The organism is Asticcacaulis excentricus (genome assembly GCF_003966695.1).
GTDB classification, from domain to species: Bacteria; Pseudomonadota; Alphaproteobacteria; order Caulobacterales; family Caulobacteraceae; genus Asticcacaulis; species Asticcacaulis excentricus_A.
On the sequence record NZ_AP018827.1, the window covers coordinates 290,873 to 314,979 of the forward strand.

Sequence of the window (24,107 nt, forward strand, 5' to 3'; positions counted from 1 at the left end):
GGCCGGGTTTACCCCCAAGGCGTGAGCGCGCCCCAGCTCATCAGCAGGATAGCATAGCACAGCCAGCCGATGTTTAGCGCCGTATGCGCCGCTTTTTGCCACAGGGCCCAGCCGTCGGAATGATAGTTGGCTTCCTCATAGACGCGGTAGAGGCTGCCGAGTTGAAACAGGGTGGCCAGAGACGCCAGCACCGCCAGCCACGACGCCATTTGCAACTGACCGCTGGGCCAGTGGGTGAACAGGGCGCTGGGGTCGCCGCTTAACCCTTGACGCCAGTTGTTGAACAGGGCGATGGCCAGTATCCACACAGCAGCGGTGGCGTAGGACATCCACGTCGCCGCGACCTGCGCTTCGGTCGGGTGGTCGCGCTGACCCACGCGGCTCAGCCCCATCAGCACCAGCACGCACGAACCCAGCATGAGCGCCGTCAGATTATACAGGGTCGAAGGCCGGTGCACCCAGCCCACGCGCTCATAGCGCGCCATATTGGCGCTGGTTTCAAAGGCGGTGGCGCGGCCGCCCTGCGGTCTGAACAGGAAATGCAGGCCGTCATTGCCGATCTGCGGCCCCAGCGGATTGGCCGCCTGCGGGATGAAGAAGCCGCGCGCCGCCGCCGCGACATAAGCCGAGGACCCGTCGGGCGCGGAGACGATCAGGCGGCCCTGCGCATCGGCATCGACCTCCACCGTGTTGATCAGCCGCGTTACCGCCCCTTCCAACCCGCCATAGGCCCGCCGCGTCGAGACATAGGCCCCGCGCAAGGAGTCGAAATAGGCGCGATCGGCGGCATAGGTCTGCGGCGGCTGACGCGGGGCGGGGGTCACGCCGCCTTCGACGTGCTGGATCAGCAGTTCGGGATAGGCGCGCGTCAGCGTGTCGCCGGTTTCGGTATTGGCGGCGATGAAGATGCCCAGATTGCGTTCGGGCACCAAAATCATATTGGCGTTGAACCACAGGGTCGCGCCCGTATGACCATAGGTCTTCAGCCCCTGTGCCGTCTCCCCGATACGCAGGCCGGACGCCCAGCCATTATAACCCTTCGGCATGGTCAGAAGTGGCGAGCGGAAGGCCTGAGCCGAGGCCGGTCCGAACAGGGTCACACCGTCGAGGCTGCCATTGTCCAGCAGCAGGGACATATAGCGCGCCATGTCGACAGCGGTGGTCGAAGCCCCCAGCGCCCCGGCCATGGGCAGGGCGTGGTCGAAGGGCTGCGCCCGGAAGGTGGCCCCATCCCAGATAAAGCCCTGCGACAGGCGGTCGGACAGGCCCCCCGGCATGGGCGCAGGCAAGCCTTCGGCGGCGGCATTGGGGTGGATCAGCGCCGGATCGTAGGGCTCGCGCAGGGTGGTCGAGCCGAGGCCCAGCGGCCGGAATATGCGGGCTTCCATCAGGGTGGGCACATCCTTCGCCTCAGCCGTGCGGGCGGCCGCGCGGGCGGCCAGCGCGGCCCCATAGTTGGAATAGGTGGCGAAGCTGCCCGGTTCGCGGATGCGCTGCGGCGCATGGCGGCGGAAATAGGTGTCAGTCGATTCGATGCGCCCGTCTTCGAGACGGAAGAGGTGGCCCAGAGAGGTGTCCTCAAACCCCGCCGTGTGGGCCATCAGGTCGCGCATACGGATCGGTTTGAAGCGCCGGTCCTTGGCAAAGATATCTTCGGGCAGATAGGCGGCGACGGGACCATCAAGCTGGATGCGCCCGGCCTCTATCTCCTGACGCACGGCGATCCAGGTAAAGGTCTTGGTGATCGAGCCGATGCGGAACAGGCTGGTGCGCGCATCGACCGGCCGACGCGGCGTCAGGCGGTCATAGCCATAGCCCTTGATCAGAAGCGGCGTGCCGCCCTGCACCACGGCGACCGTCACGCCCAGCACATGGTCGCGCTGCATCAGGGCAGAGACGGTGGCGTCGGTAAAGGATTCGATGTCTTCCGGGCTGACCGGACGATTGACCGAGGCGGGTTCAGTCACGGCGGGCGCAGGTGCGGCCCGCCGTGGGGTCTTCCGCGCGGGCCGCGGTGTCTGGGCCGGGCTTGCCGGTGGCGGCGCGGCTTCGACGGGCGGGGCTTCAACCGGCGGCACCGGGGTGGCCGCCACGGCCGGCAGGCTCAGCCCCAGAACGAGGCACCCGGCGGTGAGCAGGGCTATCAGGCGGGCAGACGGTCGGCGCATGTGGCGAAACCCTGCGAAGGCGAAGGCTACTTCTTGCGAAACTGATCAAGCGAGACGACCTTGGGGCCCGTATCGGGGGGCGGGGTGTCGGGATCGAGCTCTGCCGGTTTGGCCCCATCAGTCGCTGTGGCCGGCTCCGCGATCAGGCCCTCATCGTCATTGGCTTCCAGAGGTTCTTCGACGTCGAATTCGAGGATAAACTGCACGCTGGGGTCATAGAAGCGGGTGATGGCCGACAGGGGGAAGCGCAGCACCTTGGGCACGCCGCCAAAGCTGAGCGTCACGCTGATGCGGTCACCATCGACCTTCAGTTCGCGATACTGGTGCTGCAACACGATGGTGATGTCGCGCGGATAACGTTTCAGCAGGTCGTCCGGGATGGTCACGCCTTCGGCGCGCGTCAGAAAGGTGACGTAGAAATGGTGATCTCCGGGCAGGCCGTGCGGATGCGACGCCTTGATCAGGGCTTCACGGATCACACCGCGCAGCGCGTTTTGGGTCAGGGTCGCATAATCCATGTGGTCAATGACGGACGGCGTATCGGTCATGTCGGGCGGGGCACCTGCATTGGGTGAATGAGTCTGCCTCAGACTTAACACGGTGCGGCTGAAACAAAACAGCAAAATGCCCGCAGGTGCGAGATTTCCCCGACTTGTGATGGCTTTGGAGGGAGGAAGTGCTGGACTTCTGTTGCCAGGCGTCCCCCATCTTCACTTACAATTGGCGAGGGCCTGATCGGAATGTGGAGGAAGTGGCGAGGTTCTGTTGCCAGGCCCTCGCCGGGCCCCGCCTAGGGAGCTTAAGCCCTAGGAGTTTAGGTGGATTAGATCCGCCGCATTACGCAGCAAGAGCTTGATCCGAAGCGAAGTTATCGTTCGCAACTATAATTTTGAGCCGATCACAGAGGCTCAAACTGAGGGAAGGCTACACCTTTACACGTCTGTCGATGCTGATCGGCCCCATATAAGCTCCGCAAACGGAGGAAAATGGTGGAGCCGCCGGGAATCGCACCCGGGTCCAGTCCGCTTATTACGTGGGCGTTTATCCCCATAGTTCCCGGAGGAACACACCTAATATAGGCGGTTCGTCCGCCCGGCGAAAGAGGGCGCGCGGGATTTTTAGGTAGGCATCTGGATTTGTTTAGTCCTTCGTCGGGTCCGGTCTCCGCCGCTTTTCAGGCCAGGCGGGCGAAGGTCAGGCAGGTTTTCAGGCCGCGATCACTGGTGAAGGCCACGTCGCCTTTCAGCGTGCGGGCAAAGCTGTGCAATATCCGCATCCCCAGACTTTTGGAGGCCGCGAGGTCAAAGCCGCTGGGCAGGCCGGGGCCATCGTCGCGGATCGACAGCACAAGCACGTCGGGCTTCGTGTCATCGAGGCGTATGGTGACCGCGCCCTGACCGGCGCTGAAGGCGTGTTTCAGCGAATTGGTCAGCACCTCCACCACGAACAGCGACAGGGTCATCACCTGTTCGGCGGGCAGGGTGATGTCGGGCACCTCGACCTCCAGCCGTATACGTCCGTCGCGGGTGTGCAGCACGTCTTCGGCAATGTCGCGCAGCAGGGTGCGCAGCGGCACATTGACATTGTCCGGGTCGTACAGCTTGCGATGGATACGCGACAGGGTTTCCAGCCGCAGGCGCGCGTCGGTCAGGGCATCGGTGGCCTCGCGATTGCCCTCCAGCTTTTTCGATTGCAGGGTGAGCATACTGGCCACGAAAGCCAGATTGTTGGCGATGCGGTGCTGAAGCTCGGCATAGAGCGTCTTTTGATGCACCACCAGGGCGGCATTGGTGTTGCGTTCGACTGACAATTTTGCCTGCGCCAGCCGCATACCGTGGATGACGGCGATATCGACGGCGGAGACGATCAGGAAAAAGCCCAGAGCCACCAGCACCGGCGGGCTGACGTCCAAGCTGAAAACCGGCGGGATGAAAAAAAACCACGCGGCCAGCGCGCTAAGTGCCGCGCAGAGGATACCCGGCCAGAGGCCGACCAGCCACGCCGTTAGCATGACGGCCGGGAAGAAGGTCAGGAAGGGAAAGCCGGGTGGCAGGGCCTTGTCACTGACGAAGCGCAGGCCAAGCGCCACGCCGAAGAAGGCCACGGCCACGCCATAACGAAACGCCGTCTGGTCCTCGCGTTTGCGGAACCAGCAAGTTATCTTCCGGAAAAAGCCCTCAACCCTGTACATGAGACCGTTATTCCGGGGGTTTCGACGGGCGTCAAGCCACTAGTGCACGGTAGGGCAAGGCGCTCATGCGTTATTTATTTTCGCGTCTGGCGGTGCGTTCGGCGGCGATCATCAGGCCCAGCGCCGCCAGCGAACCGACTACGACTGCCGGGCCCAGCGCCGTCCAGCCCCAGTGCCCGGCAATGGCTGCGAGTAATGGCGGGCCGATCAGCGAGCCGCCCGCCCCGAACTGCGTCAGGACGCCATTGGCGGCAGCGACATTGAGGCCGGGGCTCATATGCGGCAGGCGGGCGAAGACGAGGCTGGAGCCTATGCCGGATATGGCGTTAAGCGCGATAATCAGCCCCGCCAGCCACAGCGGAGGACCGCCGATAAAGATCAGGCAGGCCAGAGCGGCGGGCACCAGCAGGCCTGCGCATAAGGCGATCCAGCGCGCCCGCTGCCCGCGGTGCAGGGCCTGCGCGGCGGCCCACGCGCCGCTTAGAGTCGCGGCCGAGGCGAGGCCGGTAACGGTGGCGGCGACCGATGGCGACTGCCCCTGTTCGGTGAGGAACAGCGGGAACATGGCAATCAGGCCGACGAACAGGCTGGTGTAGCAGCCAAACCCGACGCACATCAGCCAGACGGGCAGGGGCGGCCATACGAGCCGGGTTTCGCTTTTCGTCTCGACCACCGGGGTGCGGACGGCGGCGAACAGGGCGGCCCCGGCCAGCAGCGCCCACACCACCAGCACGGTACGCCAGCCGGTAAACAGCAGCCAAACGCCGCTGAGGCCCATGCCGATGGCAAAGCCTGCCGGAACAAAGGTGCTCCACAGGGTGAGCGCCGCCCCCCGATCCTGCGGCCGCGCGACCGTGGCGATCAAGGATGGCGCGGCAATGACCACCATCAGATAGCCGGCGCTTTCGATCAGGCGGGCGGTAAACAGCGTCCACAGGCCGGGGATCAGCGCGCCGATCAGACCGCCGACGGTCAGTAATCCCATGCCGTACAACAGCGCCTTGCGACTGCCTAACCGTGCAATCAGCAAACCGGCAATGATGCCGAGGCTGGCTCCGCCGGTCTCTATAAGTGACACCAGCCAGCCAGCTTCGACGCGCGACAGCTTAAGATCGGCGGAGATGACCGGGCTTAGGGAGGCAAACTTGCCCAGCGCGGCGGCGGCCAGCACGCCGGTAAACCACAGGAGCAGGATGGGACGCCAATGCGAGTCGATGCGGATCATGTCTGCGTCGATACGGGCGTGCGCGCGCACGATCAACGCATATTTTATGCGGTCTTTTTCGGCTCAGACGCCGGCAGAAAGTGAAGATGGGGCTCCTCGCAAGCTCGGGCGGCCGGTCGGCCTTGCCAAGTCTCTTTGAGACTTGGAGCTATAGCGTCGTCACCAGCCGCGCGGCGCGTCCGTCCGACAGCAACAGCCGTTCCCAGATCAGGCGGCTCTGGACGATGGGGACGATGGGATGGTGGTTGGGGCCGGTAGCGACCTCGATGCGGCTGAGGCGTCCGTCGCGCCAGCCCAAACCCTCCAGCGAGGCTTCGGCGACCAGTATGTCCTCAGAGGCATAGCGGATCAGGGACTTGCCCAGAAACGCCCCCGGCTCGGCCCGCCACAGGCCTTCGCGCGATGGGGAAACCGCCAGCAGATCGTGCGTGCGGTCGTCGATCAGGTGCACGCTGAGCTGCGACGTTTCCACCAGCCGTTTGAGGATGGCGTCTTGCGCCGAGTCGGCCAGAAGCCGTTGCGCCCGCTGCCACTGATCATCCGGCAGGGCCAGAGCCCCGCTTTCCCAGCGCGACACCGTCGTCTGCGTCACGCCCATCAGCTCGGCCAGATGGCTCTGCTTGAGGCCTTTCAGCAGCCGCAGTCGGCGAAGCGGGGAATGGGGGCGGGGCATGGCCCGACTGTGGCAGGGGCGCGGCTCGAGATCAATACCGGGCGCTACGGCATTGACGTGAATGCTTGCAGCGAGCCCCCCCACCGTCCCGGCACCTGTCGGTCCCGGTCCACCTCCCCCAGTAAACTGGGGGAGTAGGTTTAAGGCAAGCCCTTCCTCATACCTACTCCCCCCGGCGTGTCTGATGCAGGTAACCCTCCCACAGCGACGGCTCCTTCGGTACACCTACTCCCCCGGCGTGCCGGGGGAGGTGGCATCTGAGCGTAGGCGAAGATGACGGAGGGGGGCTCGGGCCGCACGAGAAAAGGGCGCAGATGGTGTCACCTGCGCCCGGTTATGAGATTTGGTCTAGCGTGCCGATCACTCCGCAGGTTCGGCCGGGATATAGACCTCTGAGCCCATATCCTTGAACTTTTGAGACATTTCCGCCATTCCCGTCGCGGCTTCGAGGTCCGCCTTTTCGTTGTCGGTCATGTTGGCCGCGTAGTCGCGGACCTCCTGCGTGATCTTCATCGAGCAGAATTTCGGCCCGCACATCGAGCAGAAGTGCGCCGTCTTGTGTGCCTCTTTCGGCAGGGTCTCGTCGTGGAAGGCGCGCGCCGTGTCCGGGTCGAGGCCCAGATTGAACTGATCCTCCCAGCGGAAGTCGAAACGCGCGCGGCTGAGCGCATCGTCCCACGCACGGGCGGCGGGGTGGCCCTTGGCGAGGTCGGCGGCGTGGGCGGCGATCTTATAGGTGATCACGCCCGTCTTCACGTCGTTGCGGTCGGGCAGGCCCAGATGCTCCTTCGGTGTGACGTAGCACAGCATGGCCGTGCCGAACCAGCCGATCATGGCCGCCCCGATACCGGAGGTGATGTGGTCGTAACCCGGCGCGATGTCGGTGGTTAGTGGCCCAAGCGTATAGAAGGGGGCTTCGCCGCAGGTGGCGAGCTGCTTGTCCATATTGGCCTTGATCTTGTGCATCGGCACGTGGCCGGGGCCTTCGATCATCACCTGACAGCCCTTGGCCCACGCCACCTTGGTCAGTTCCCCCAGCGTCTCCAACTCGGCGAACTGCGCGCGGTCATTGGCGTCGGCGATCGAGCCGGGACGCAGGCCGTCGCCCAGTGAGAAGGTGACATCATACTCACGCATGATGTCGCAGATTTCCTCGAAATGGGTGTAGAGGAAGTTTTCCTTATGGTGGGCCAGACACCACTTGGCCATGATCGAGCCGCCGCGCGACACGATGCCGGTGACGCGGTTGGCCGTCAGGTGGACATAGGCGAGGCGCACGCCCGCATGGATGGTGAAATAGTCCACGCCCTGCTGCGCCTGCTCGATCAGGGTGTCGCGATAGACTTCCCAAGTCAGGTCTTCGGCGACGCCATTGACCTTTTCCAGCGCCTGATAGATGGGCACGGTGCCGATGGGGTTGGGCGAATTGCGCAGAATCCACTCGCGGATATTGTGGATATTGCGGCCGGTCGAAAGGTCCATGACATTGTCGGCGCCCCAGCGGATCGCCCACACCATCTTGTCCACCTCTTCCTCCATCGAGGAGGTGACGGCGGAATTGCCGATATTGGCGTTGATCTTCACCAGGAAGTTGCGGCCAATGATCATCGGCTCGACTTCGGCGTGATTGATATTGGCCGGGATGACGGCGCGACCGCGAGCCACTTCGTCACGGACAAATTCCGGCGTAATAAAGTCGGGGATCGAAGCCCCGAAGTCTTCTCCATCGCGGATGACTTCGGCGTCCTGCTTGCGGCGGATGTTTTCGCGGATAGCGATATATTCCATCTCGGCGGTGATGATGCCGGCGCGGGCGTATTCGAGCTGCGTCACCTTGTGTCCGGGCTTGCCGCGCATCACCTTGGGCAGGTTGGGGAATTCGGGCGCCAGACGCTCGGCCGAGACATTGCCATTGTCTTCCGGCTTGACCTTGCGGCCTTCGATAAATTCGACGTCGCCGCGATCGAGCACCAGCTTTTCGCGCACGCGCGGCAGGCCCTTGTCGATCTGAGGCACAAAGCCTTCCTCGGTGTAGGGGCCGGTCGAGTCGTACAGGCTGACCGGCGGCTCATTGGCCTCTTTTTGCAGGGCGACTTCGCGGAACGGCACGCGCAGGTCGGGGAAGAGGACGCCGGGTTCATAGACCTTTTTCGAGCCAGGGAAGGGCGAGGCTTCGACCTTGATCGGCTTTAAGTCCTTGATGGGCTTGTTCATTGGATAATCCCTTTCTGAGCCTGTGGTGTGCAGGCGTGTCAATAAAGGGATCATGCGCGTCAGGTGTCTGGCCAGATGGCGGGTTGTCAGCAGAACGCGGACGCCAGAGGCTTACTCACTCCCTTCGCCGGCATGACCCGGATCAGGTTCGGCGGGTTTACGGACGCTGGTCCGATTCTCAGCCCGCTTGCGCGCGGACACCCCGGTGAACGATGCGCGGAATTTAGAGGAACGGGCGCAGGGGAGCAAGGGGGAATGTCACATTGCTGAGGGCCTTCCATCTCTTTACCCATTGGTAAACTTCCGGGCGCAAACTTATCCACAGGGGCGGTTTAATGCCCGGAGGAGAGACGATGCCCGCAGGTGAACCTCTGCGTACCGTATCGGAGCAGGAACTGCATATGAAGGTCGGCGCCTATGACGAACTGCGCCACCCCCACGGCTATGTTTATGCCAAGGAACGCCATCACTGGTACTGGTTCGCAGGGATAGCGGCGTCGCTGGTGCTGGTGGGGGCCGTCTTCTGGGGCTATGCGCTGTATGCGCGCGGGGCGGCGCCTGTGTGTACGTCCAGCTTTGTCGATCGCTCCGTCTCCCCCAGCGGAGGCCGCATTGCCGAGGTGCGGCAAGTGTCCTGTCTGGGGGGGGCACCGGATTTGCGGCTGATCGTGCATAATGCCGGAGACAGCGCCGAAGCGCCCGCCGTGTCGGCGTTTGAGGCCGGGACCGAGGTCAAGCTACGCTGGGTGTCGGATGGCGAACTGGCCGTCGCCAAGCAGGGCGGGCGGGTATGGTTCTTCAAGACCCACTGGAAAGACGTGCGCGTGCATCTGGCGCAGTAGGTGTGGAATCGGTTGCGTTGGGGATGCGGCGCTACCTGTCCGATTTTTAACGAAAACCGGTCTTCCTTTTGCGCCCGCGCACGCTACATCTTCTGGGTCAGTCACAGGAGATACCCATGTTCGGCAATGCGTCCGTTCCCACCACCCACCATCGTCAGGCCGGTGTGGCCGACGACATCGACTTTGAGATCAAGGGCGAAGAACTGCAATTCGTTGAGATCGAACTCGATCCGGGCGAAAGCGCTATCGCCGAAGCTGGCGGCATGGTGTGGAAGGATGCCAGCGTCGGCATGACCACGGTGTTCGGCGACGGATCGGGTCAGCAAAAGGGCTTTATGGGTGCGCTGCTGGGTGCGGGCAAGCGCCTGATTTCCGGTGAAAGCCTGTTCACCACCGTCTTCACCCACAATGGTCAGGGCAAGGCGCGGGTGGCGTTTTCGGCCCCGGTGCCGGGCTCGATCATCCCGCTCAAGCTGTCGGACGTCGGCGGTCGCCTGATCTGCCAGAAGGACTCTTTCCTCGCCGCCGCCAAGGGCGTGTCGCTGGGCATCGCGTTTCAGCGCAAGGTGATGACCGGCCTGTTCGGTGGCGAAGGCTTCATCATGCAGAAGCTGGAAGGCGATGGCTGGGTCTTTGTGCAGTTTGGTGGCGCGGTCATTGAACGCACACTGGCCCCCGGTGAGCAGCTTCACATCGACACGGGCTGCGTGGCGGCCTTCACCGATACGGTCGATTTCGATCTGGTGCAGGCGGGCGGCGTCAAGTCGATGCTGTTCGGTGGCGAAGGCGTCTTCTTTGCGCAACTGACCGGGCCGGGCAAGGTGTGGATCCAGTCGCTGCCCTTCTCGCGTCTGGCCGGTCGCGTGCTGGCGGCCGCTGGCGGCGGAGGGCCGAACAGCGGCGAAGGCTCGGTATTAGGCGGCCTTGGCGACCTGATCGGTGGTAATCGATAAACCTTCCTATAGAGCGGAATGACTTCTACTGGACTCATTCCGCTCAAGCCGCCATTGAGGCGGCGGCCAAGGTGGCGGAGCCACCGCCCGGCGAGGGGCTAAACAAAAATCTAGATCATTATGTTTCTACCGGAAATCATAATGATCTAGCAACGGCCGAAGATGCTGAGCGCATGCGGCCGTTGTATTAATCCTGTTGAGCCTCCGGCGTCGTGCCGGGGGCTTTTTCAGGCGCCTTTTGCGGGCGCGTGGACGGAACATACAGGCCGGTCACGCGGTCGATAATAAAGCCCGTTTCGTTGATCCGCCCGCCATAGGCCGCGCAAGGGTCGGTCGCCGACGTATAGCTGCGGCTGGGAGGCAGGGGCTCCGGCGACATGACGCGCGCCGCATCGTCACCGAAGGGCTCGGCGAATTGCAGCGCGTCACCCAGCCTCGACAGGGACGGCGAGTCGGTGCCCAGGGCCTGCGCCTGACGCGCCCAGACGATGGCGGCGACCTGCCGGTCCTTGACCTTCATTTCGGCCTCGGCCCCGAGACCGCCCAGAGACCCCGGCAAGCGGATACCCAGAGGCCCCGGAATGAAGAAGTTGGCGACGGCCGCAGCGCCAGAGCCGGCGGTGCCGGTCGGTTCAAACCACGTTACCGCCGAATGCACCTCGGCATCGGACTGCGTGCGGTCGCTGACCATCTCATAGCGCTCGGCCAGTTCGAAACAGAGTTGCGCCTCGACCTCGGTGAGGACCAGCGCTTTCTCATTGTCTTTCAGCGTGTAGCGCGTGGTTTTGCCGGTCGCCAGTTGGGTGGGGTGCAGATAGACGCGCTTCACCTGATTGAGCGCCGCTGTATCGCGGTATTCGCGCGTCGTGGTGCGCCCGCTCTTGCCGGGTTTCAGTTGTTCGGTCGAAGACAGGCTGGAGTCGTGGCCATCCGGGGCGCTGGCGCAGGCGGTCAGGCTGAGGGCGAGGGCCGTGAAGGTGAGCGCAAACCGCATGTCTTTTTCCTGTGTTTCTAATTTAGTTTATACGCGCACGGATCGCATTCGGATTGCAAGGCTGAATAATACCAACGGCCGAAGATGCTCACCGCATCCGGGCGTATAAAAGGGCGATTGCGCGGTGGAGCGGCGTCTGTCATTAGGGCGATATGGAAACCGAGACCCGCCCGGCGACGCCGTTGAATTTTATCGTCCTGCTGGCCCTGTTCGGGGCAGCGGGGCTTGTGCTGTGGATGCGTCCGGAGGTGTCGGGGCTGGCCACCTTTGGCTTTGTGCTGCTGGGCTGGGTGATCGGCCTGTGCCTGCATGAGTTCGGCCACGCGGCCTCGGCGGCGGCCTTTGGCGACTATTCAGTGAAGGCGCGGGGCTATCTGACGCTCGATCCGGTCGTCTATATCAACGGTCCGAACAGCATCGTTTTGCCCGTGCTGATTTTGGTGCTGGGGGGCATTGCCCTGCCCGGAGCGGCGGTGCTGATCCGGCCCGACCTGATCCGTTTCCGCTGGCAGTCGTCGCTGATCGCGCTGGCCGGCCCGGTAATGAGCCTGATCTTCGCCCTGATCAGCTATGGTGCGGCGCAGGTTGCCTTTGCACACGCGGCGCCTGACGTGTTTTGGCAGGCGCTGATCCTGCTCAGCTTTTTCAACCTGATGGCCTTTGTGCTCAATCTGCTGCCCATTCCGGGCTTTGACGGGTTTGGGGTGATCACACCGCTGCTGCCGCAGCCCCTGCGCGGTATGGCCGAGCGTCTGGAGCGCCTGCCGTGGATCAGCCTGCTGGCCGTGGTGCTGATCTTCTTCTTCGGGTTTCCGCTAATCTATGCGCTGCTGGGGATAGTGGCGGGCACGCTGGGGCTCGATCTGGACGCGATGCGCCCGGCGTTCGATCGCTTTACCTTCTGGAATTAGAGGGCATTCCAAAAAAGGTGCGCAACGGTTATCACGTTGAAAGGGTTTAACCACAGATTTCACAGATAGGCGCTACGCGCATGATACGGACACAGCTAATCTGTGTAATCTGTGGTTTCGATTCCGGAGTCCCCCCGCTCTGGCGGTTAGCCCTCCTGAACGATCACCCCGTACCAGCCCAGTCCGTGATAGGTCTCGTAGCCCGGTGTGCGGTGAAAGGCCACCAGCCGCTCGTGGCGGTCCATATAGTGACCGGAGGTGCGGCCCTGCGTATCGAGCGGGATGCGCTCATTCAGGCTGCCGCGGCCATCGGAGGCGGCGATGACAAGGCCCTGCGCGTCGGTTAGCAGGACGCGCGTGCAGCGCTTTTCGGCCTCGGTCAGACGCACGCCCTTGACGATGGTTTCCGCCTGCGGCTGCCAGTCGAAATGCACGCCCAATATGCCGATCAGTTCGCCATCGGCCTGACCGCCGACGCGCACGCCGGTGGCGTAGGACGCGACCTGCGCCCCCTTCAGCAAGGGTTCGGTGGTGATGTCGGCGACGGCGAAATCATTGCCGCTGCTAAGGCTCAGCGCCTTCTGGTACCAGTCGCGCGAGGCGACGTTCTGACCTGTCACAGAGAAGCGATCGGGGCGGCCATTGGCCAGAATATGACCGTTAAGGTCGCATAGCCACAGGTCGATATAGACCGTGTAGGCGTCGAGAATGACCCCCAGACGCGAAGAGGCGTAGTGGCAATTGTCCTTCGTCGGATGCGACGCCGCCTCCCACACGGCGGAGTCGGTCGCCCACCAGCGCACATCGCAAGTGCGTTCGTACAAATTCCGGTCAATCAGCTCGATCGCATTGAGCGCCAGATCGGTCAGGCGCGCGCCCTGCGCCTGCCGCGCCATGTCGCGCGTCAGCTTTTCCAGCGCCTCGATCTCACCGCCCAGTTCTGAGGCCAGTGACGAAGACAGGCCCTCGACCTGGGTGGAGATGTTGCGCACCTCATCGGCGACGACGCCGAAACCGGCCCCCAGTTCACCGGCGCGGCGCGCTTCGATCAGGGCATTGAGCGCCAGAATACGCAAAGTGTTGGTCACCTGACGGATGTCGCGGACCTTATGCTGGGTGAGGCCGCGTGCCCGCGCGGTGCAGGCGATGATGTCGTTGACCGAAACCGCTTCATTAGAAACGGCGGTCTGCGTCCCGGATGCGCTGATCGTCGAAAGTGCGTCCACGAATCACCCCTTGTTGTCACTGCGGACGAGAGACAACAAGGGTTCGACGATGGTTTCAAGTCCAACCAACGCCCAAAAATATACAATTTATATGTATACGATGTAACGCGAGCCCGTGAAGGACTTACTGAGGTTGCACAATAACCCCATACCACCCCAACCCCTGATAGGTTTCGTAGCCCGGCGTGCGGTGGAAGGCGACCAGCGCCCCGCTGTGCGGATCGCTATAATGACCCATGACCCGCCCTTCGGTCAGAAGGCGCACCCGCTCGTTCAGCAGGCCCTGACCGTCGGAGGCAGCGATTACCAGCCCCTGCGCATCGGTGAGCAGGACGCGCGTGCGGTCCCGTTCCTCTTCGGACAGGCGCGCGCCCTGCGTGATGATCAGGGCCTGCGGCTGCCAGTCGAACTGGATGCCCAGCACGCCCAGAAGCGCGGCATGCGGGTCGCCGTCCTGCCGCACACCCGTCGCATAGGTGGCGACCTGCGCGTTACCCAGCAGCGGCTCGGTCGTAATGTCGGCGACGGCAAACTCCTGACCGTTGCGCAGGCTGAGCGCGCGGCTGAACCAGGTGCGGTCGCGCACATTCTGCCCCTGCACGTGGTGGCGCTCCGGCCGGCCATTGGCGAGGATATGGCCATCGAGGTCGCACAGCCACAGATCGATATAGACGGTGTAGGAGTCTAGGCTCAGGCCCTATTAATTAACGCGAGGGATTCCCAAGGGGGGGTTGATGTGATTCACTTTTGGAAGGAGGTGGATCATGGCTGATGTGTTTTTGCTGTCTGATGTGCAATTCAACCGGATACGCCGGTATTTTCCGTTGTCGCATGGCGTTCCTCGCGTGGATGATCTGCGCGTGGTCAGCGGGATTATTTACGTTATAAAACATGGTCTTCAGTGGAAGGATGCCCCCAAGGGCTATGGTCCGCACAAGACGCTTTATAACCGCTTCATGCGCTGGAGCCGGATGGGCGTTTTCAATCGGATTTTCAGCGCTCTGGCCTCGCAGGCCGGTGATCCGGAGCAACTGATTATCGACGCCACGCATCTCAAAGCCCACCGCACCGCAGCCAGCCTGCTAAAAAAAGGGGATTTCCCCGCCTTCTCGGACGCACCAAAGGTGGCCTGAACTCCAAACTTCATGCGGTTAGCGACCCGCACGGCAGGCCTATCTGCCTGTTGCTGACCGCTGGACACGTCAGCGACTTCAAGGGCGCAGCCTTGCTGCTGGATACACTGCCCAAAGCAAAAACTTTGCTGGGTGATCGGGGATATGACGCCAACTGGTTCCGTGATGCTCTGAAAGATAAAGGAATAAACCCCTGCATCCCTTCAAAGCGTAATCGAAAAGTCCAGATCGAGCATGACAAAATACTCTATAAGCAACGCCATAAGGTCGAAAACATGTTCGCCAAACTCAAAGACTGGCGGCGCGTACACACTCGATACGACCGCTGTGCCCACACCTTCTTCTCTGCCATACTTATCGCCGCTACCGTCATCTTCTGGCTCTGATCAATGAGTCTTGAGCCTAGTATGACCCCCAGCCGCCGCGAGGCATAGGCGGTGTGCGCCGGAGTGGGGTCGGTGGCCGCCTGCCACAGGGCCGAGTCGGTGGCCCACCAGCGCACATCGCAGGTGCGCTCATACAAATTGCGGTCAATCAGCTCGATGGCATTGAGCGCCATGTCGGTCAGGCGCGCCCCCTGACTGGCCAAAGCCATGTCCTGAGTGAGGCTGTCGAGATTGATGATCTCGTTGCCCAGATCGCGCGCCAGCCCTTCGACCTCCGTCGATATGGCGCGCACCTCATCGGCCACCACCGAAAAACCGGCCCCCTTGTCGCCCGCGTGTTTGGCCTCGATCAGGGCGTTGAGCGCCAGTATGCGCAGCTTGGCCGTCACGGCGCGGATATCCTGCACCTTGGTATGGGTGATGGTCTTGGCACGGCGGGTTTGCGAGAGGATGTCCGACAGGGTGATGGCGGAGGACATGAAGCGGCTTCCTTCGTTGCAAGCGTATCATGTGCACTGGCCCGATGGTCATCGGGGACGCGGCAGGCGATAGGCAAAAAATTGGGTGTGTTGGCGAATTCGTATCCGCGTTATGCGAACGACTCGCGTCACAACCTATGCGGTTTGCAGGTGCCGCATCGCAAGGGCTGGCAGGTATTTTTGAGACGTTTTGGGTCAATCTGTCAGGGAATGTCTCCCCAAGGACACGCTATGGTTTCCAGCGCAACTTTTCCGGGTGCGGATGTAACGAAATCGCCCATAGATGCAGATAAGTTATACTCTGTCGCGCAAGGCGTACCAGCTCAGACCGGCGATCATGGCGGGGGTGCGCAGCCATTTTCCGCCCGGAAAGGGCGGCGTGCGCAACTGCATCAGAAGCTCGGCGTCGCGGCGGTCGCCCGTCACGGCGCGCGCCAGCAGCGTCCCGAAGTAGGGGGCCAGAACCACCCCCTGACCGCTATAGCCGGCGCTGACCCAGACGTGGGGCGACAACTGGCGCACATAGGGCGAGCGGCTCAGCGTGATAGCCAGAGTGCCGCCCCAGCCGTGGGTGATTTCGATGTCGGCCAGTTGTGGGTAGACCTTCAGCATGTTGCGCCGGACAAAGGCGCGGATGTCCTTTGGAAACCACGGCGTATAGTTTTCGCCGCCGCCGAACAACAGGCGGTTGTCCGGCGTCTTGCGCCAGTAATTGACTACGAAACGCGAGTCCGCCGCCGCGTAGTTGCTGCGCAGGATCAGATCATCGGGCAGGGGGGCGGTGGTCAGGATGAAGTTGTTGATGGGCAGCACATGCGCGTCGATATCGGCATCGAGCCCCGGCATATAGCCATTGCCGCAGATCAGCAGGTGACGCGCCCGCAGCCGTCCGTTTGTGAGAAAGAGCGTCACGCCGTCTGCCGTCGTCTCATAGCGTTGGACGCGGCTGTGCTCATATAGGCGGGCCCCCGCCGATAGGGCGGCTTTCGCCAGCCCCTGCGCCAGTTTCAGCGGGTGCAGATGCCCGCCGCCCGCGTCAAACGTGCCGCCATGATAGACCTCGGTGCCCAACTCGGCGGCGACCTCGGCCTTATCCATGAACCGCACCTGATCGTAACCGTAGCGGCGCGACACGAAGTCAGCATAGGCGCGGTCGTCTTCGGCAAAGCGCGGACGGTGCCAGGCGTGGATCAGGCCGGGGCGCAGGTCGCAGTCGATAGCGTGCGTGCCGATCAGCCCTTTCAGGTGCGCCTTGGCGGTTTCGGCCATCTCCCACAGTGCGCGCGCCGCATCGGCCCCCAGTTGGCTCTCCAGGGTTTGCGGATCGACGCGCTGACCGGTGTGCAACTGCCCGCCATTGCGCCCGGACGCGCCTGAGCCGATCTCCGCCCCTTCCAGCAGGGTGACCGACACACCCTTATGGGCCAGTTCCAGCGCCGCGCCTAAGCCTGTATAGCCCCCGCCGATAATCGCCACATCCGTATCGGCCTCACCGATGAACGCAGGCCGGTTCAGCCGGCCCGCCGTATCGGCGTACCAGCAGCCTTCGGGATGGCCGGTATTGCGGGCGGTGGTCATTCCTTCGGGCATTTCCTTTGGGCCGAAACAAGTGCAGGTTCGGTGTTAAATGGACTTAAAAATAGATTTCATGTCCATATAAAATTTTTTGTATTTCATTGGTTTAACCAGGTGCTCGTCGAGGCCTTCATCTGGGTAAGACGCAAAATATTTGCATTCTTTTTCTGTGAGCCGCGATGCGGTTTCTAAGAAAGTCATTACATCCGATTTTTCGGACTCGTCTAAAGACAGTTTGAAGGATTGGAGAGACTTTATAAGTTTGTCTCGATCGGAAAAATCCTTCGGGCTTTGCAACATGAAAATCATCCATGCCCTTGGCATCTGTTTGTGTGACATTTTCATTAACAGCTCACTTTTGCCAATAAGTCAGGCCGGCAAAAGTAAAGTGACTTTCCTGCCTGATCTGTGAGGGCAGAAACTACACATTCAGCAGCAGGAACTCGCGCTCCCACGGGCTTATGGTGCGCATGAAGGTCTCATACTCGTGGTGCTTGACGCGGGCATAGGCGGTCACAAAGGCCGGGCCGAGAATGGCGTTCAGCGCCTCCGAGCGTTCCAGCTTGATCACCGACTGGATCAGCGAATAGGGCAGTTCCGCCGACGGGTCATTCGACACGTCTGTATCGACGGGCGCGGAGGGTTTCAGCCCTTCGACCATGCCCAGATAGCCGCAGGCCAGCACTGCCGCGATGGCCAGATAGGGGTTGGCATCCGACGAGGGCAGACGGTTTTCCAGACGGCGGTTGTCGGCGTCCGACGGCGGCACGCGCAGGCCCGCCGTGCGGTTATCGAAGCCCCAGTGCGTATTGACGGGCGCGCCGGAGCCCTTGGACAGGCGGCGGTAGGAGTTGACATAGGGCGCCAGCAGCGACACGGCGGCGGGCATATAGGTCTGCTGACCGGCGATGAAGCTGAAAAAGAGCTCGGTCGGCTCACCGGTCTTGGGGTCGGAAAACAGGTTGCGGCCGCTGCCGTCCACGATCGACTGGTGGATGTGCATGGCTGAGCCCGGCTCCATGGCCATCGGCTTGGCCATGAAGGTGGCATAGATGTCGTGCTCCAGCGCCGTTTCCTTGATGGTGCGCTTGAACATAAAGACCTGATCGGCCAGCTCCAGCGGATCACCGTGGCGCAGGTTGATCTCCATCTGCGCCACGCCCGATTCGTGGATCAGGGTGTCGATCTCTAACCCCTGCGCCTCTGAATATTCGTACATGTCCTCGAACAGGCCGTCGAATTCATTGACCGCCGAGATGGAATAGCCCTGACGCCCGGTTTCCGGACGGCCTGAGCGGCCTACCGGCGGTTTCAGCGCGTAGTCCGGGTCGATATTCTTTTCGACGAGGTAGAATTCCAGTTCCGGCGCGATGACCGGCTTCCAGCCCTTTTCGTGATAGAGGCTGATGACGCGGCGCAGCACCTGACGCGGGCTTTCCTCGACCGGGCGGCCATCGGGATGGAAGGCGTCGTGGATGATCTGCGCCGTCGGGTCGGTCGCCCACGGCACGGCGGCGAGCGTGCGGAAATCCGGGCGCAGGAAGATGTCGGTATCGGACTGCACCGTGCCGACAATGCCCTCCAGATCGGGGAAGTCGCCGGTAATGGTCTGATAGAAGATCGACAGAGGCAGGTTCATCGCCGCCGTGGTCAGGAACTTGCGCACCGGCATGATCTTGCCGCGCGCCACCCCGGCCAGGTCCGGCACCATGCACTCGATCTCTTCGATATTCTGCTCGGCCAGCCAGCCGGCGGCTTCGGAGACGTCGGCGGCCCCGCGCTTGGAAAAGCCGGACTGCGGACGTTTGGACTTCGATTTCATGGGTCACCTGTGGAATGAGGCCCTGACGGCAGAGACTGACGCATGGATTTTTGATCCGGGCCCCGGTTGGGTGCGATCATGATGGCGCGGGTCGCGCGGTTTTGGCAACCCTCCATCCGGTCGTGCCCAAATTGTGATCACAATTTGGGGCGTTTGTCGAGCCTCGGAGGATGACCGCGACCCTCAGTTAGGCACAAAACAGAAGCGGGTGGTGAAAGGCGCTGTAAACGGCTAAAGCCTGCCTCATGCTGTTTGAGATAACCGATCCCCACGACCCCCGCCTTGAGCTGTATCGTGATGTGAAGGACCGTGATCTGACGGGTCGGCAGGGCCTGTTCATGGCTGAGGGCAAGGTGGTGCTGGAGCGTCTGTTCACCTCGCCGGTGGCCGAAACGGTCAGTGTCCTGACGACGCCGGAGCGCCTGGGCGGTCTGGCGTCCTTGCCCGACGCGCCGGTCTATGTGGTGCCGCAAGGCGTGATGGATCAGGTGGCGGGCTTCCCCATCCATCGCGGCTATCTGGCGCTGGGGCGCTATGCCCCGAAACAGTCGTTGGCCGAGCGGGTCAGTGGCGCCACGGCGCGCGTTCTGGCCCTGCACGGCATCGCCAATACCGACAATATGGGCGGGCTGATGCGCAATGCGGCGGCCTTTGGCGTCGATGCGGTGCTGCTCGATACCACCTGCTGCGATCCCCTTTACCGCAAGGCGATCCGCGTCAGCGTCGGTGGTGCGCTTGAGGTGCCGCATTATCGCACGGACGACATGGTGGGCACGCTGACGGGGCTGGGCCTGACGCCCTATGCCTTGAGCCCGTCCGGGGCCGTGACTTTGGAAGAGGTGACCCCTGCGCCGCGCTCCGCCGTGCTGTTCGGTGCCGAGGGACCGGGCCTGCCGGCGGCGCTTATGGCGGCGTGTCAGACCGTGCGTATCGACATGCACGGCGGCTTCGACAGCCTCAATGTGGCGACGACCAGCGGCATTGTACTTTATCGCTTTCGCGTCTGATGTGATATTATCACACAAAAGCGCTTGATTAAATAAAATTGATATATTTAATGGGCGAAAACAATAGAGGGAGCTGAAAATGAAAACGACCGCTTGGTTGCTGGCCGCTGGCCTGAGTGTGAGTCTGTGTCTGGGGGGCGGTGTGGCCACCGCACAGGCGCACGAGACGCTGAAGTTGGAGGCCCCGAAGCCCAACCTGCTGCCCACCCCGCCGATGGGGTGGAATTCGTGGAACAAATACGCCTGCAACATCACTGAGGACATTGTGCGCAAGCAGGCCGATGCCATGGCGGCGTCGGGCCTCAAGGACGCGGGCTATCAGTATATCGTCATCGACGATTGCTGGCAGAAAAGCCGCGATGCCGACGGCAATATTCAGGTCGATCTGGAGCGCTTTCCGTCCGGCATGAAGGCCCTGATCGACTATGTGCACAGCAAGGGATTGAAGTTTGGTCTCTATTCCGACGCGGGTTCGCTGACCTGCGGCGGCCGTCCGGGCAGTGCCGGGCATGAGTTTCAGGACGCCCGCCAATACGCCCGATGGGGCGTCGATTATCTGAAATACGACTGGTGCTACACCGGCACGCGCGATGCCGAAGCGGCCTATACCATCATGGCCAAGGCGCTGCGCGAGTCCGGACGCGATATCGTCCTGTCGATCTGTGAGTGGGGCGACAACTACCCGCAGCGCTGGGCCGCGCCCATCGGCCACCTGTGGCGCACCACCGGCGACATCTACGATGCCTGGGAAGGCAAGAAGGGCTATTCGATCGGCATGCTCAATATCCTCGACAAGCAGGTGGACCTGTGGCGCTATTCCGGCCCCAACCGCTGGAACGATCCCGACATGCTCGAAGTCGGCAATGGCGGCATGACAACGACCGAATACGAGTCGCACTTCTCGCTGTGGGCCATGCTGGCCGCGCCGCTGATCGCCGGCAACGACCTGTCCGCTATGGACGCCGATACGCTGCGCATCCTGACCAATAAAGACGTCATCGCCGTTGATCAGGACCCGCTGGGGCAGCAGGCCAAGCGCATCTGGAAAGAGGGCGACCTCGAAATCTGGGCGCGTCCGCTGAAAGGCGGCGATCAGGCGGTGGTGCTGTTCAACCGCGGAGCCGCGCCGGCGGAGATGAGCGTCACCTGGGAACAGCTCAACCTGCCGGCCGGTCTGAAGGTTCAGGTCAAGGATCTGTGGTCCAAAAAGGTGACGAAAAACGTCAAGGCGCGCTTTGGCGGCACCGTGGCGTCGCACGGCGTGATCATGGTGCGCTTGACGCCGATCATTTGATCACGCCTTTGTGAACGATCGGATCAGGCGCTTTCGCCCTCGGTTTCATCGGACATGCTGCCAAAACCTGTCACCATGTTGCGATTGGACTGTTCCGGCATCATAACCTCGCCCTCGCGCAGCGTGTCGCGCCACGCCTTCAAGAGCGCGGCGCGGCGGCGCGGGAAGGGGATGTCGAGCGGCTTCCAGCTCAGTATGCGTTCGGTGCGGAAGTGCCGAAAGGCCTGTTTCAGTTCGCACCACACCACCAGGATGCGCAGGTGGTCGAAGAAGCCGAGCGCGATGGGCCAGACGGTGCGTTCGCTGACCGTGCCCTTGAGGTCGATATAGCTCATATAGACGCAGCGTTCCGAACGGATGGCCGATCGGATCAGGGCCGGGTCGATATGGGCTTCGGGCACGGCCAGACCGCGCCCGACCAGCAGGCCGCGCTGCGTCAGGTCGTCACGGATGGCGGCGGGCAGGTGCGGGCTTAGGGCCTGAATCAGGCCTTGTGCCGCTTCGCCTAAGCGCGGTTCGGCGCGATCGGCGACCCACAAGGCTCCGGTGATCAGGGCTTCGATCTCTTCCGGCGACAGCATCAGCGGCGGCAGGCGATAGGCCGGTTTCAGCACATAGCCGATGCCCGGCGCGCCTTCGATAGGGGCCCCTTGCGCCTGCAAAGCGGCGATGTCGCGGTAAAGCGTGCGCAGCGACGTCCCCAGCTTGGCGGACAGGGCGCGTCCGCTGATGGGGGCGCTGTGTTCGCGCAAGGCTTCGAGCAGGGCGGCGTGGCGGTCGGCGGTCTTCATGCGGCGAGTGTAACATGCTGCCAAAAAATTGCAGCATGTATCGGCGACTGGGTGATGTTTCAGTCCCGAAAACGTGTCCGGCGCCTGCATTGACTCCCGTTGCGGCAAGGAGTTAGGCCTTGTCTCAAACGCAACCGACGCAGAAGCGGTTGCGACCTAAATAGGGAGCCCACACTATGCACGCAGCGGCCATTGTCGGCTGGGGTCATACGGCGTTCGGACGGCTGGACCTGTCGCTCGAAGCGCTCATTCAGACGGCGGCGCGTGAGGCGCTCAGCGACGCCGGGATCACCGGTACGGACGTCGATGCGGTGTTTCTGGGCCTATACAATGCCGGTCTGACTCCCGATGGGTTTTGCGCCTCTATGGTGCTGGGGGCCGATGAGGGCCTGCGCTACACACCCGCCACGCGGCTGGAAAACGCCTGCGCGTCGGGATCAGCGGCGCTCTATGCGGCGATGGATGCCATTGCCTCGGGGCGCATCGACACGGCGCTGGTCGTTGGTGCCGAAAAAATGACGGCGCTCGACGGGGCGGGCGTCACCCGCGCTCTGGGGGCCGCCAGCTATCAGGCCGAAGAGGCTGGCCTGTCCTTCCCCGACATCTTTGCCCGCTTTGCCCGCGCCTATGGCGAACGCTACGGCGATCCGACCCTGGCCATGGCGCACATCGCCGCCAAGAACCACGCCGCCGCGATGAATAATCCTCTGGCGCAGCTCAAAAAACCGCTGTCGGTCGAGTTCTGCGCCACGGTGTCCGAGAAGAACCCGCCGATTTCCGATCCGCTGAAGATGACCGATTGTTCGCTGGTGTCGGACGGGGCGGCGGCCATCGTTCTGACCCGCGCCGACCGGGCCAGTGATTTCCGCCGCGCCGTCGGGTTCCGCGCGTCGGTTCAGGTCAATGACCTGCTGCCTTTGTCGGCCAAGGACATGACCGACTTTACCGGCCCGCGTCTGGCCTTTGAGCGGGCCTATGCGCAGGCGGGCGTTTCGGTGTCTGACCTCAGCTTTGCCGAGGTCCACGACTGTTTCACTATCGCCGAGCTTCTGGTGGCCGAAGCCATGGGGCTGGCCCCCAAGGGCCAAGGGGCAGAGTTTATCATCGCCGGAGGCACGGGTCGTCAGGGACTTTGCCCCACCAACATGTCCGGCGGTCTGAAGGCCAAGGGCCATCCGGTCGGGGCCACGGGCGTTTCTATGCACGTCATCGCCGCGCGGCAACTGTGTGGTGAGGCGGGTGAGATGCAACTGCCTGACCCGAAGCTCGGTCTGGCCTTCAATATGGGCGGCGGTGCCGTCGCCAACTATGCGAGTATTCTGGAGAGACTGTCATGACCTCACCCGGTGCCATATTCCGTACGGCGCTCAAGGACGAAAGCCCGTTGCAGGTCATCGGTGCGATCAATGCCAATCACGCGCTTTTGGCCAAACGCGCCGGTTACCGCGCCATCTACCTCAGCGGCGGTGGCGTAGCGGCAGGGTCGCTGGGGATGCCCGATCTGGGGATCAGCGGCCTTGAGGACGTGCTGATCGACGTGCGGCGCATCACCGATGTGTGCGACCTGCCGCTGATGGTCGATATCGACACGGGCTTTGGCCCGTCGGCCTTCAATATCGAGCGCACGGTCAAGGCCCTGATCAAGGCGGGGGCCGCCGCCTGCCATATCGAGGATCAGGTAGGGGCCAAGCGCTGCGGTCACCGGCCGGGCAAGGAGATCGTGTCGGTCGCGGAAATGGTCGATCGCGTCAAGGCCGCCGCCAGTGCCAAGACCGATCCGGACTTCTTCCTGATTGCCCGCACCGACGCCATTGCGGTGGACGGCGTTGATGCGGCGATTGAGCGGGCGCTGGCCTGCGTCGAAGCCGGGGCGGACGGGATATTTGCCGAAGCCGCCTATGACCTCGACACCTATCGCCGCTTTACCGCCGCCGTAAAGGTGCCGGTGCTGGCTAATATCACCGAGTTCGGCAAGACGCCGCTGTTTACGCGCGAGGAACTGGCCTCTGCCGGCGTGGCCATTCAGCTTTATCCGCTGTCGGCCTTCCGCGCCATGAACAAGGCCGCCGAGACCGTCTATGAGGCCATCCGCCGCGACGGCCATCAGAAGACTGTGCTCGACCTGATGCAGACGCGCGACGAGCTGTATCAGCGCATCGACTATTACGACTACGAACAGCGCCTCGATGCGATGTTCAATAAAAACAAATAACAAGCGGAGAG

At 62.7% G+C, this 24,107-nt stretch carries 20 protein-coding genes, 1 other RNA gene, 1 pseudogene and 1 riboswitch; of the genes and pseudogenes, 8 read left to right on the forward strand and 14 right to left on the reverse strand.

The window, feature by feature from the left end:
• Positions 1–8 precede the first annotated feature (8 nt).
• From EM6_RS01465 to thiC, 7 genes are all read right to left on the reverse strand, one after another.
• Complete coding sequence (locus EM6_RS01465) at positions 9–2,168, reverse strand: serine hydrolase domain-containing protein (protein ID WP_126419718.1); 2,160 nt, start codon at positions 2,166–2,168, stop codon at positions 9–11.
• A 26-nt stretch (positions 2,169–2,194) separates the two neighbouring features.
• Positions 2,195–2,716 (reverse strand): SspB family protein, encoded by a 522-nt coding sequence (locus tag EM6_RS01470; protein ID WP_126419720.1) that lies wholly within the window; start codon positions 2,714–2,716, stop codon positions 2,195–2,197.
• 202 nt (positions 2,717–2,918) lie between these two features.
• Positions 2,919–3,273, reverse strand: a transfer-messenger RNA (tmRNA) gene (gene ssrA, locus EM6_RS01475).
• Positions 3,274–3,342: 69 nt separating this feature from the next.
• Positions 3,343–4,359: a sensor histidine kinase gene (locus EM6_RS01480; protein ID WP_126419722.1), complete on the reverse strand. Its 1,017-nt coding sequence runs from the start codon at positions 4,357–4,359 to the stop codon at positions 3,343–3,345.
• Positions 4,360–4,429: 70 nt separating this feature from the next.
• Positions 4,430–5,614: a CynX/NimT family MFS transporter gene (locus EM6_RS01485; RefSeq protein ID WP_126419724.1), complete on the reverse strand. Its 1,185-nt coding sequence runs from the start codon at positions 5,612–5,614 to the stop codon at positions 4,430–4,432.
• 118 nt (positions 5,615–5,732) lie between these two features.
• A complete protein-coding gene (locus EM6_RS01490; protein WP_126419726.1) occupies positions 5,733–6,257 on the reverse strand; it encodes a helix-turn-helix domain-containing protein in 525 nt (174 codons plus the stop codon).
• 360 nt (positions 6,258–6,617) lie between these two features.
• Positions 6,618–8,471, reverse strand: coding sequence for a phosphomethylpyrimidine synthase ThiC (gene thiC, locus EM6_RS01495; RefSeq protein WP_126419728.1), 1,854 nt, complete (start codon positions 8,469–8,471; stop codon positions 6,618–6,620).
• Positions 8,472–8,573: 102 nt separating this feature from the next.
• Positions 8,574–8,686, reverse strand: a riboswitch (TPP riboswitch).
• A gap of 138 nt (positions 8,687–8,824) precedes the next feature.
• Between thiC and EM6_RS01500 the strand changes: the two genes are divergently transcribed.
• Both EM6_RS01500 and EM6_RS01505 read left to right on the forward strand, forming a co-directional pair.
• Entirely contained in the window at positions 8,825–9,313 is a 489-nt protein-coding gene (locus tag EM6_RS01500) for a hypothetical protein (RefSeq protein ID WP_126419730.1), read from the forward strand.
• 116 nt (positions 9,314–9,429) lie between these two features.
• Positions 9,430–10,266 carry a TIGR00266 family protein gene (locus EM6_RS01505; RefSeq protein ID WP_126419732.1) on the forward strand — a complete coding sequence of 279 codons (837 nt, stop codon included), beginning with the start codon at positions 9,430–9,432 and terminating at the stop codon, positions 10,264–10,266.
• A gap of 187 nt (positions 10,267–10,453) precedes the next feature.
• On the opposite strand, the gene EM6_RS01510 is transcribed toward EM6_RS01505, so the two are convergent.
• Positions 10,454–11,260, reverse strand: coding sequence for a DUF3313 family protein (locus tag EM6_RS01510; RefSeq protein ID WP_126419734.1), 807 nt, complete (start codon positions 11,258–11,260; stop codon positions 10,454–10,456).
• Between the two features lie 152 nt (positions 11,261–11,412).
• Here EM6_RS01510 and EM6_RS01515 point away from each other — a divergent pair, with 152 nt between their 5' ends.
• Positions 11,413–12,171: a site-2 protease family protein gene (locus EM6_RS01515; RefSeq protein WP_126419736.1), complete on the forward strand. Its 759-nt coding sequence runs from the start codon at positions 11,413–11,415 to the stop codon at positions 12,169–12,171.
• Between the two features lie 146 nt (positions 12,172–12,317).
• Here the strand turns inward: EM6_RS01515 and EM6_RS01520 are convergent, their stop codons facing one another.
• On the reverse strand, positions 12,318–13,397 hold the full coding sequence (locus EM6_RS01520) for a methyl-accepting chemotaxis protein (protein ID WP_126419738.1): 1,080 nt from the start codon (positions 13,395–13,397) through the stop codon (positions 12,318–12,320).
• A gap of 124 nt (positions 13,398–13,521) precedes the next feature.
• Entirely contained in the window at positions 13,522–13,998 is a 477-nt protein-coding gene (locus EM6_RS01525; protein WP_197723581.1) for a cache domain-containing protein, read from the reverse strand.
• A gap of 163 nt (positions 13,999–14,161) precedes the next feature.
• Between EM6_RS01525 and EM6_RS01530 the strand changes: the two genes are divergently transcribed.
• Positions 14,162–14,916 (forward strand): IS5 family transposase gene (locus EM6_RS01530; protein ID WP_420000730.1). Its coding sequence is split into 2 segments (ribosomal slippage): positions 14,162–14,495 and positions 14,495–14,916, totalling 756 coding nucleotides; the frame shifts between segments, so codons are not numbered across the junction.
• A gap of 263 nt (positions 14,917–15,179) precedes the next feature.
• Here the strand turns inward: EM6_RS01530 and EM6_RS17630 are convergent.
• From EM6_RS17630 to EM6_RS01545, 3 genes and pseudogenes are all read right to left on the reverse strand, one after another.
• Positions 15,180–15,395 (reverse strand): annotated as a pseudogene (locus tag EM6_RS17630) (methyl-accepting chemotaxis protein); the annotation flags it as partial.
• Positions 15,396–15,689: 294 nt separating this feature from the next.
• A complete protein-coding gene (locus tag EM6_RS01540) occupies positions 15,690–16,973 on the reverse strand; it encodes an NAD(P)/FAD-dependent oxidoreductase (RefSeq protein ID WP_126419741.1) in 1,284 nt (427 codons plus the stop codon).
• Between the two features lie 418 nt (positions 16,974–17,391).
• Positions 17,392–18,792 carry a glutamine synthetase family protein gene (locus tag EM6_RS01545; protein WP_126419743.1) on the reverse strand — a complete coding sequence of 467 codons (1,401 nt, stop codon included), beginning with the start codon at positions 18,790–18,792 and terminating at the stop codon, positions 17,392–17,394.
• A 245-nt stretch (positions 18,793–19,037) separates the two neighbouring features.
• Here EM6_RS01545 and EM6_RS01550 point away from each other — a divergent pair, with 245 nt between their 5' ends.
• The gene (locus EM6_RS01550) at positions 19,038–19,799 is read left to right on the forward strand and encodes a TrmH family RNA methyltransferase (protein ID WP_126419745.1); all 762 of its coding nucleotides are present in this window, start codon (positions 19,038–19,040) and stop codon (positions 19,797–19,799) included.
• A gap of 79 nt (positions 19,800–19,878) precedes the next feature.
• Complete coding sequence (locus tag EM6_RS01555) at positions 19,879–21,093, forward strand: glycoside hydrolase family 27 protein (RefSeq protein WP_126419747.1); 1,215 nt, start codon at positions 19,879–19,881, stop codon at positions 21,091–21,093.
• A gap of 23 nt (positions 21,094–21,116) precedes the next feature.
• Here EM6_RS01555 and EM6_RS01560 read toward each other — a convergent pair whose 3' ends face one another.
• Entirely contained in the window at positions 21,117–21,884 is a 768-nt protein-coding gene (locus EM6_RS01560; RefSeq protein WP_126419749.1) for a helix-turn-helix transcriptional regulator, read from the reverse strand.
• A 176-nt stretch (positions 21,885–22,060) separates the two neighbouring features.
• Here EM6_RS01560 and EM6_RS01565 point away from each other — a divergent pair, with 176 nt between their 5' ends.
• Together EM6_RS01565 and prpB are read left to right on the forward strand one after the other, a co-directional pair.
• Entirely contained in the window at positions 22,061–23,221 is a 1,161-nt protein-coding gene (locus tag EM6_RS01565) for a thiolase domain-containing protein (protein WP_126419750.1), read from the forward strand.
• A complete protein-coding gene (prpB, locus tag EM6_RS01570; protein ID WP_126419752.1) occupies positions 23,218–24,096 on the forward strand; it encodes a methylisocitrate lyase in 879 nt (292 codons plus the stop codon). The genes EM6_RS01565 and prpB overlap by 4 nt, the downstream gene beginning before the upstream one ends.
• The last annotated feature ends 11 nt before the right edge of the window (positions 24,097–24,107 follow it).

Excerpts from the sequence above, each read along its gene's own strand:
- EM6_RS01505 (WP_126419732.1), top strand. The coding sequence starts at position 9,430 with ATGTTCGGCAATGCGTCCGTTCCCACCACCCACCATCGTCAGGCCGGT.
- EM6_RS01500 (WP_126419730.1), top strand. The coding sequence starts at position 8,825 with ATGCCCGCAGGTGAACCTCTGCGTACCGTATCGGAGCAGGAACTGCAT.
- EM6_RS01545 (WP_126419743.1), bottom strand. The coding sequence starts at position 18,792 with ATGAAATCGAAGTCCAAACGTCCGCAGTCCGGCTTTTCCAAGCGCGGG.
- EM6_RS01515 (WP_126419736.1), top strand. The coding sequence starts at position 11,413 with ATGGAAACCGAGACCCGCCCGGCGACGCCGTTGAATTTTATCGTCCTG.
- EM6_RS01490 (WP_126419726.1), bottom strand. The coding sequence starts at position 6,257 with ATGCCCCGCCCCCATTCCCCGCTTCGCCGACTGCGGCTGCTGAAAGGC.
- EM6_RS01555 (WP_126419747.1), top strand. The coding sequence starts at position 19,879 with ATGAAAACGACCGCTTGGTTGCTGGCCGCTGGCCTGAGTGTGAGTCTG.
- EM6_RS01470 (WP_126419720.1), bottom strand. The coding sequence starts at position 2,716 with ATGACCGATACGCCGTCCGTCATTGACCACATGGATTATGCGACCCTG.
- EM6_RS01540 (WP_126419741.1), bottom strand. The coding sequence starts at position 16,973 with ATGACCACCGCCCGCAATACCGGCCATCCCGAAGGCTGCTGGTACGCC.
- EM6_RS01480 (WP_126419722.1), bottom strand. The coding sequence starts at position 4,359 with ATGTACAGGGTTGAGGGCTTTTTCCGGAAGATAACTTGCTGGTTCCGC.
- thiC (WP_126419728.1), bottom strand. The coding sequence starts at position 8,471 with ATGAACAAGCCCATCAAGGACTTAAAGCCGATCAAGGTCGAAGCCTCG.
- EM6_RS01560 (WP_126419749.1), bottom strand. The coding sequence starts at position 21,884 with ATGAAGACCGCCGACCGCCACGCCGCCCTGCTCGAAGCCTTGCGCGAA.
- prpB (WP_126419752.1), top strand. The coding sequence starts at position 23,218 with ATGACCTCACCCGGTGCCATATTCCGTACGGCGCTCAAGGACGAAAGC.
- EM6_RS01465 (WP_126419718.1), bottom strand. The coding sequence starts at position 2,168 with ATGCGCCGACCGTCTGCCCGCCTGATAGCCCTGCTCACCGCCGGGTGC.
- EM6_RS01565 (WP_126419750.1), top strand. The coding sequence starts at position 22,061 with ATGCACGCAGCGGCCATTGTCGGCTGGGGTCATACGGCGTTCGGACGG.
- EM6_RS01510 (WP_126419734.1), bottom strand. The coding sequence starts at position 11,260 with ATGCGGTTTGCGCTCACCTTCACGGCCCTCGCCCTCAGCCTGACCGCC.
- EM6_RS01550 (WP_126419745.1), top strand. The coding sequence starts at position 19,038 with ATGCTGTTTGAGATAACCGATCCCCACGACCCCCGCCTTGAGCTGTAT.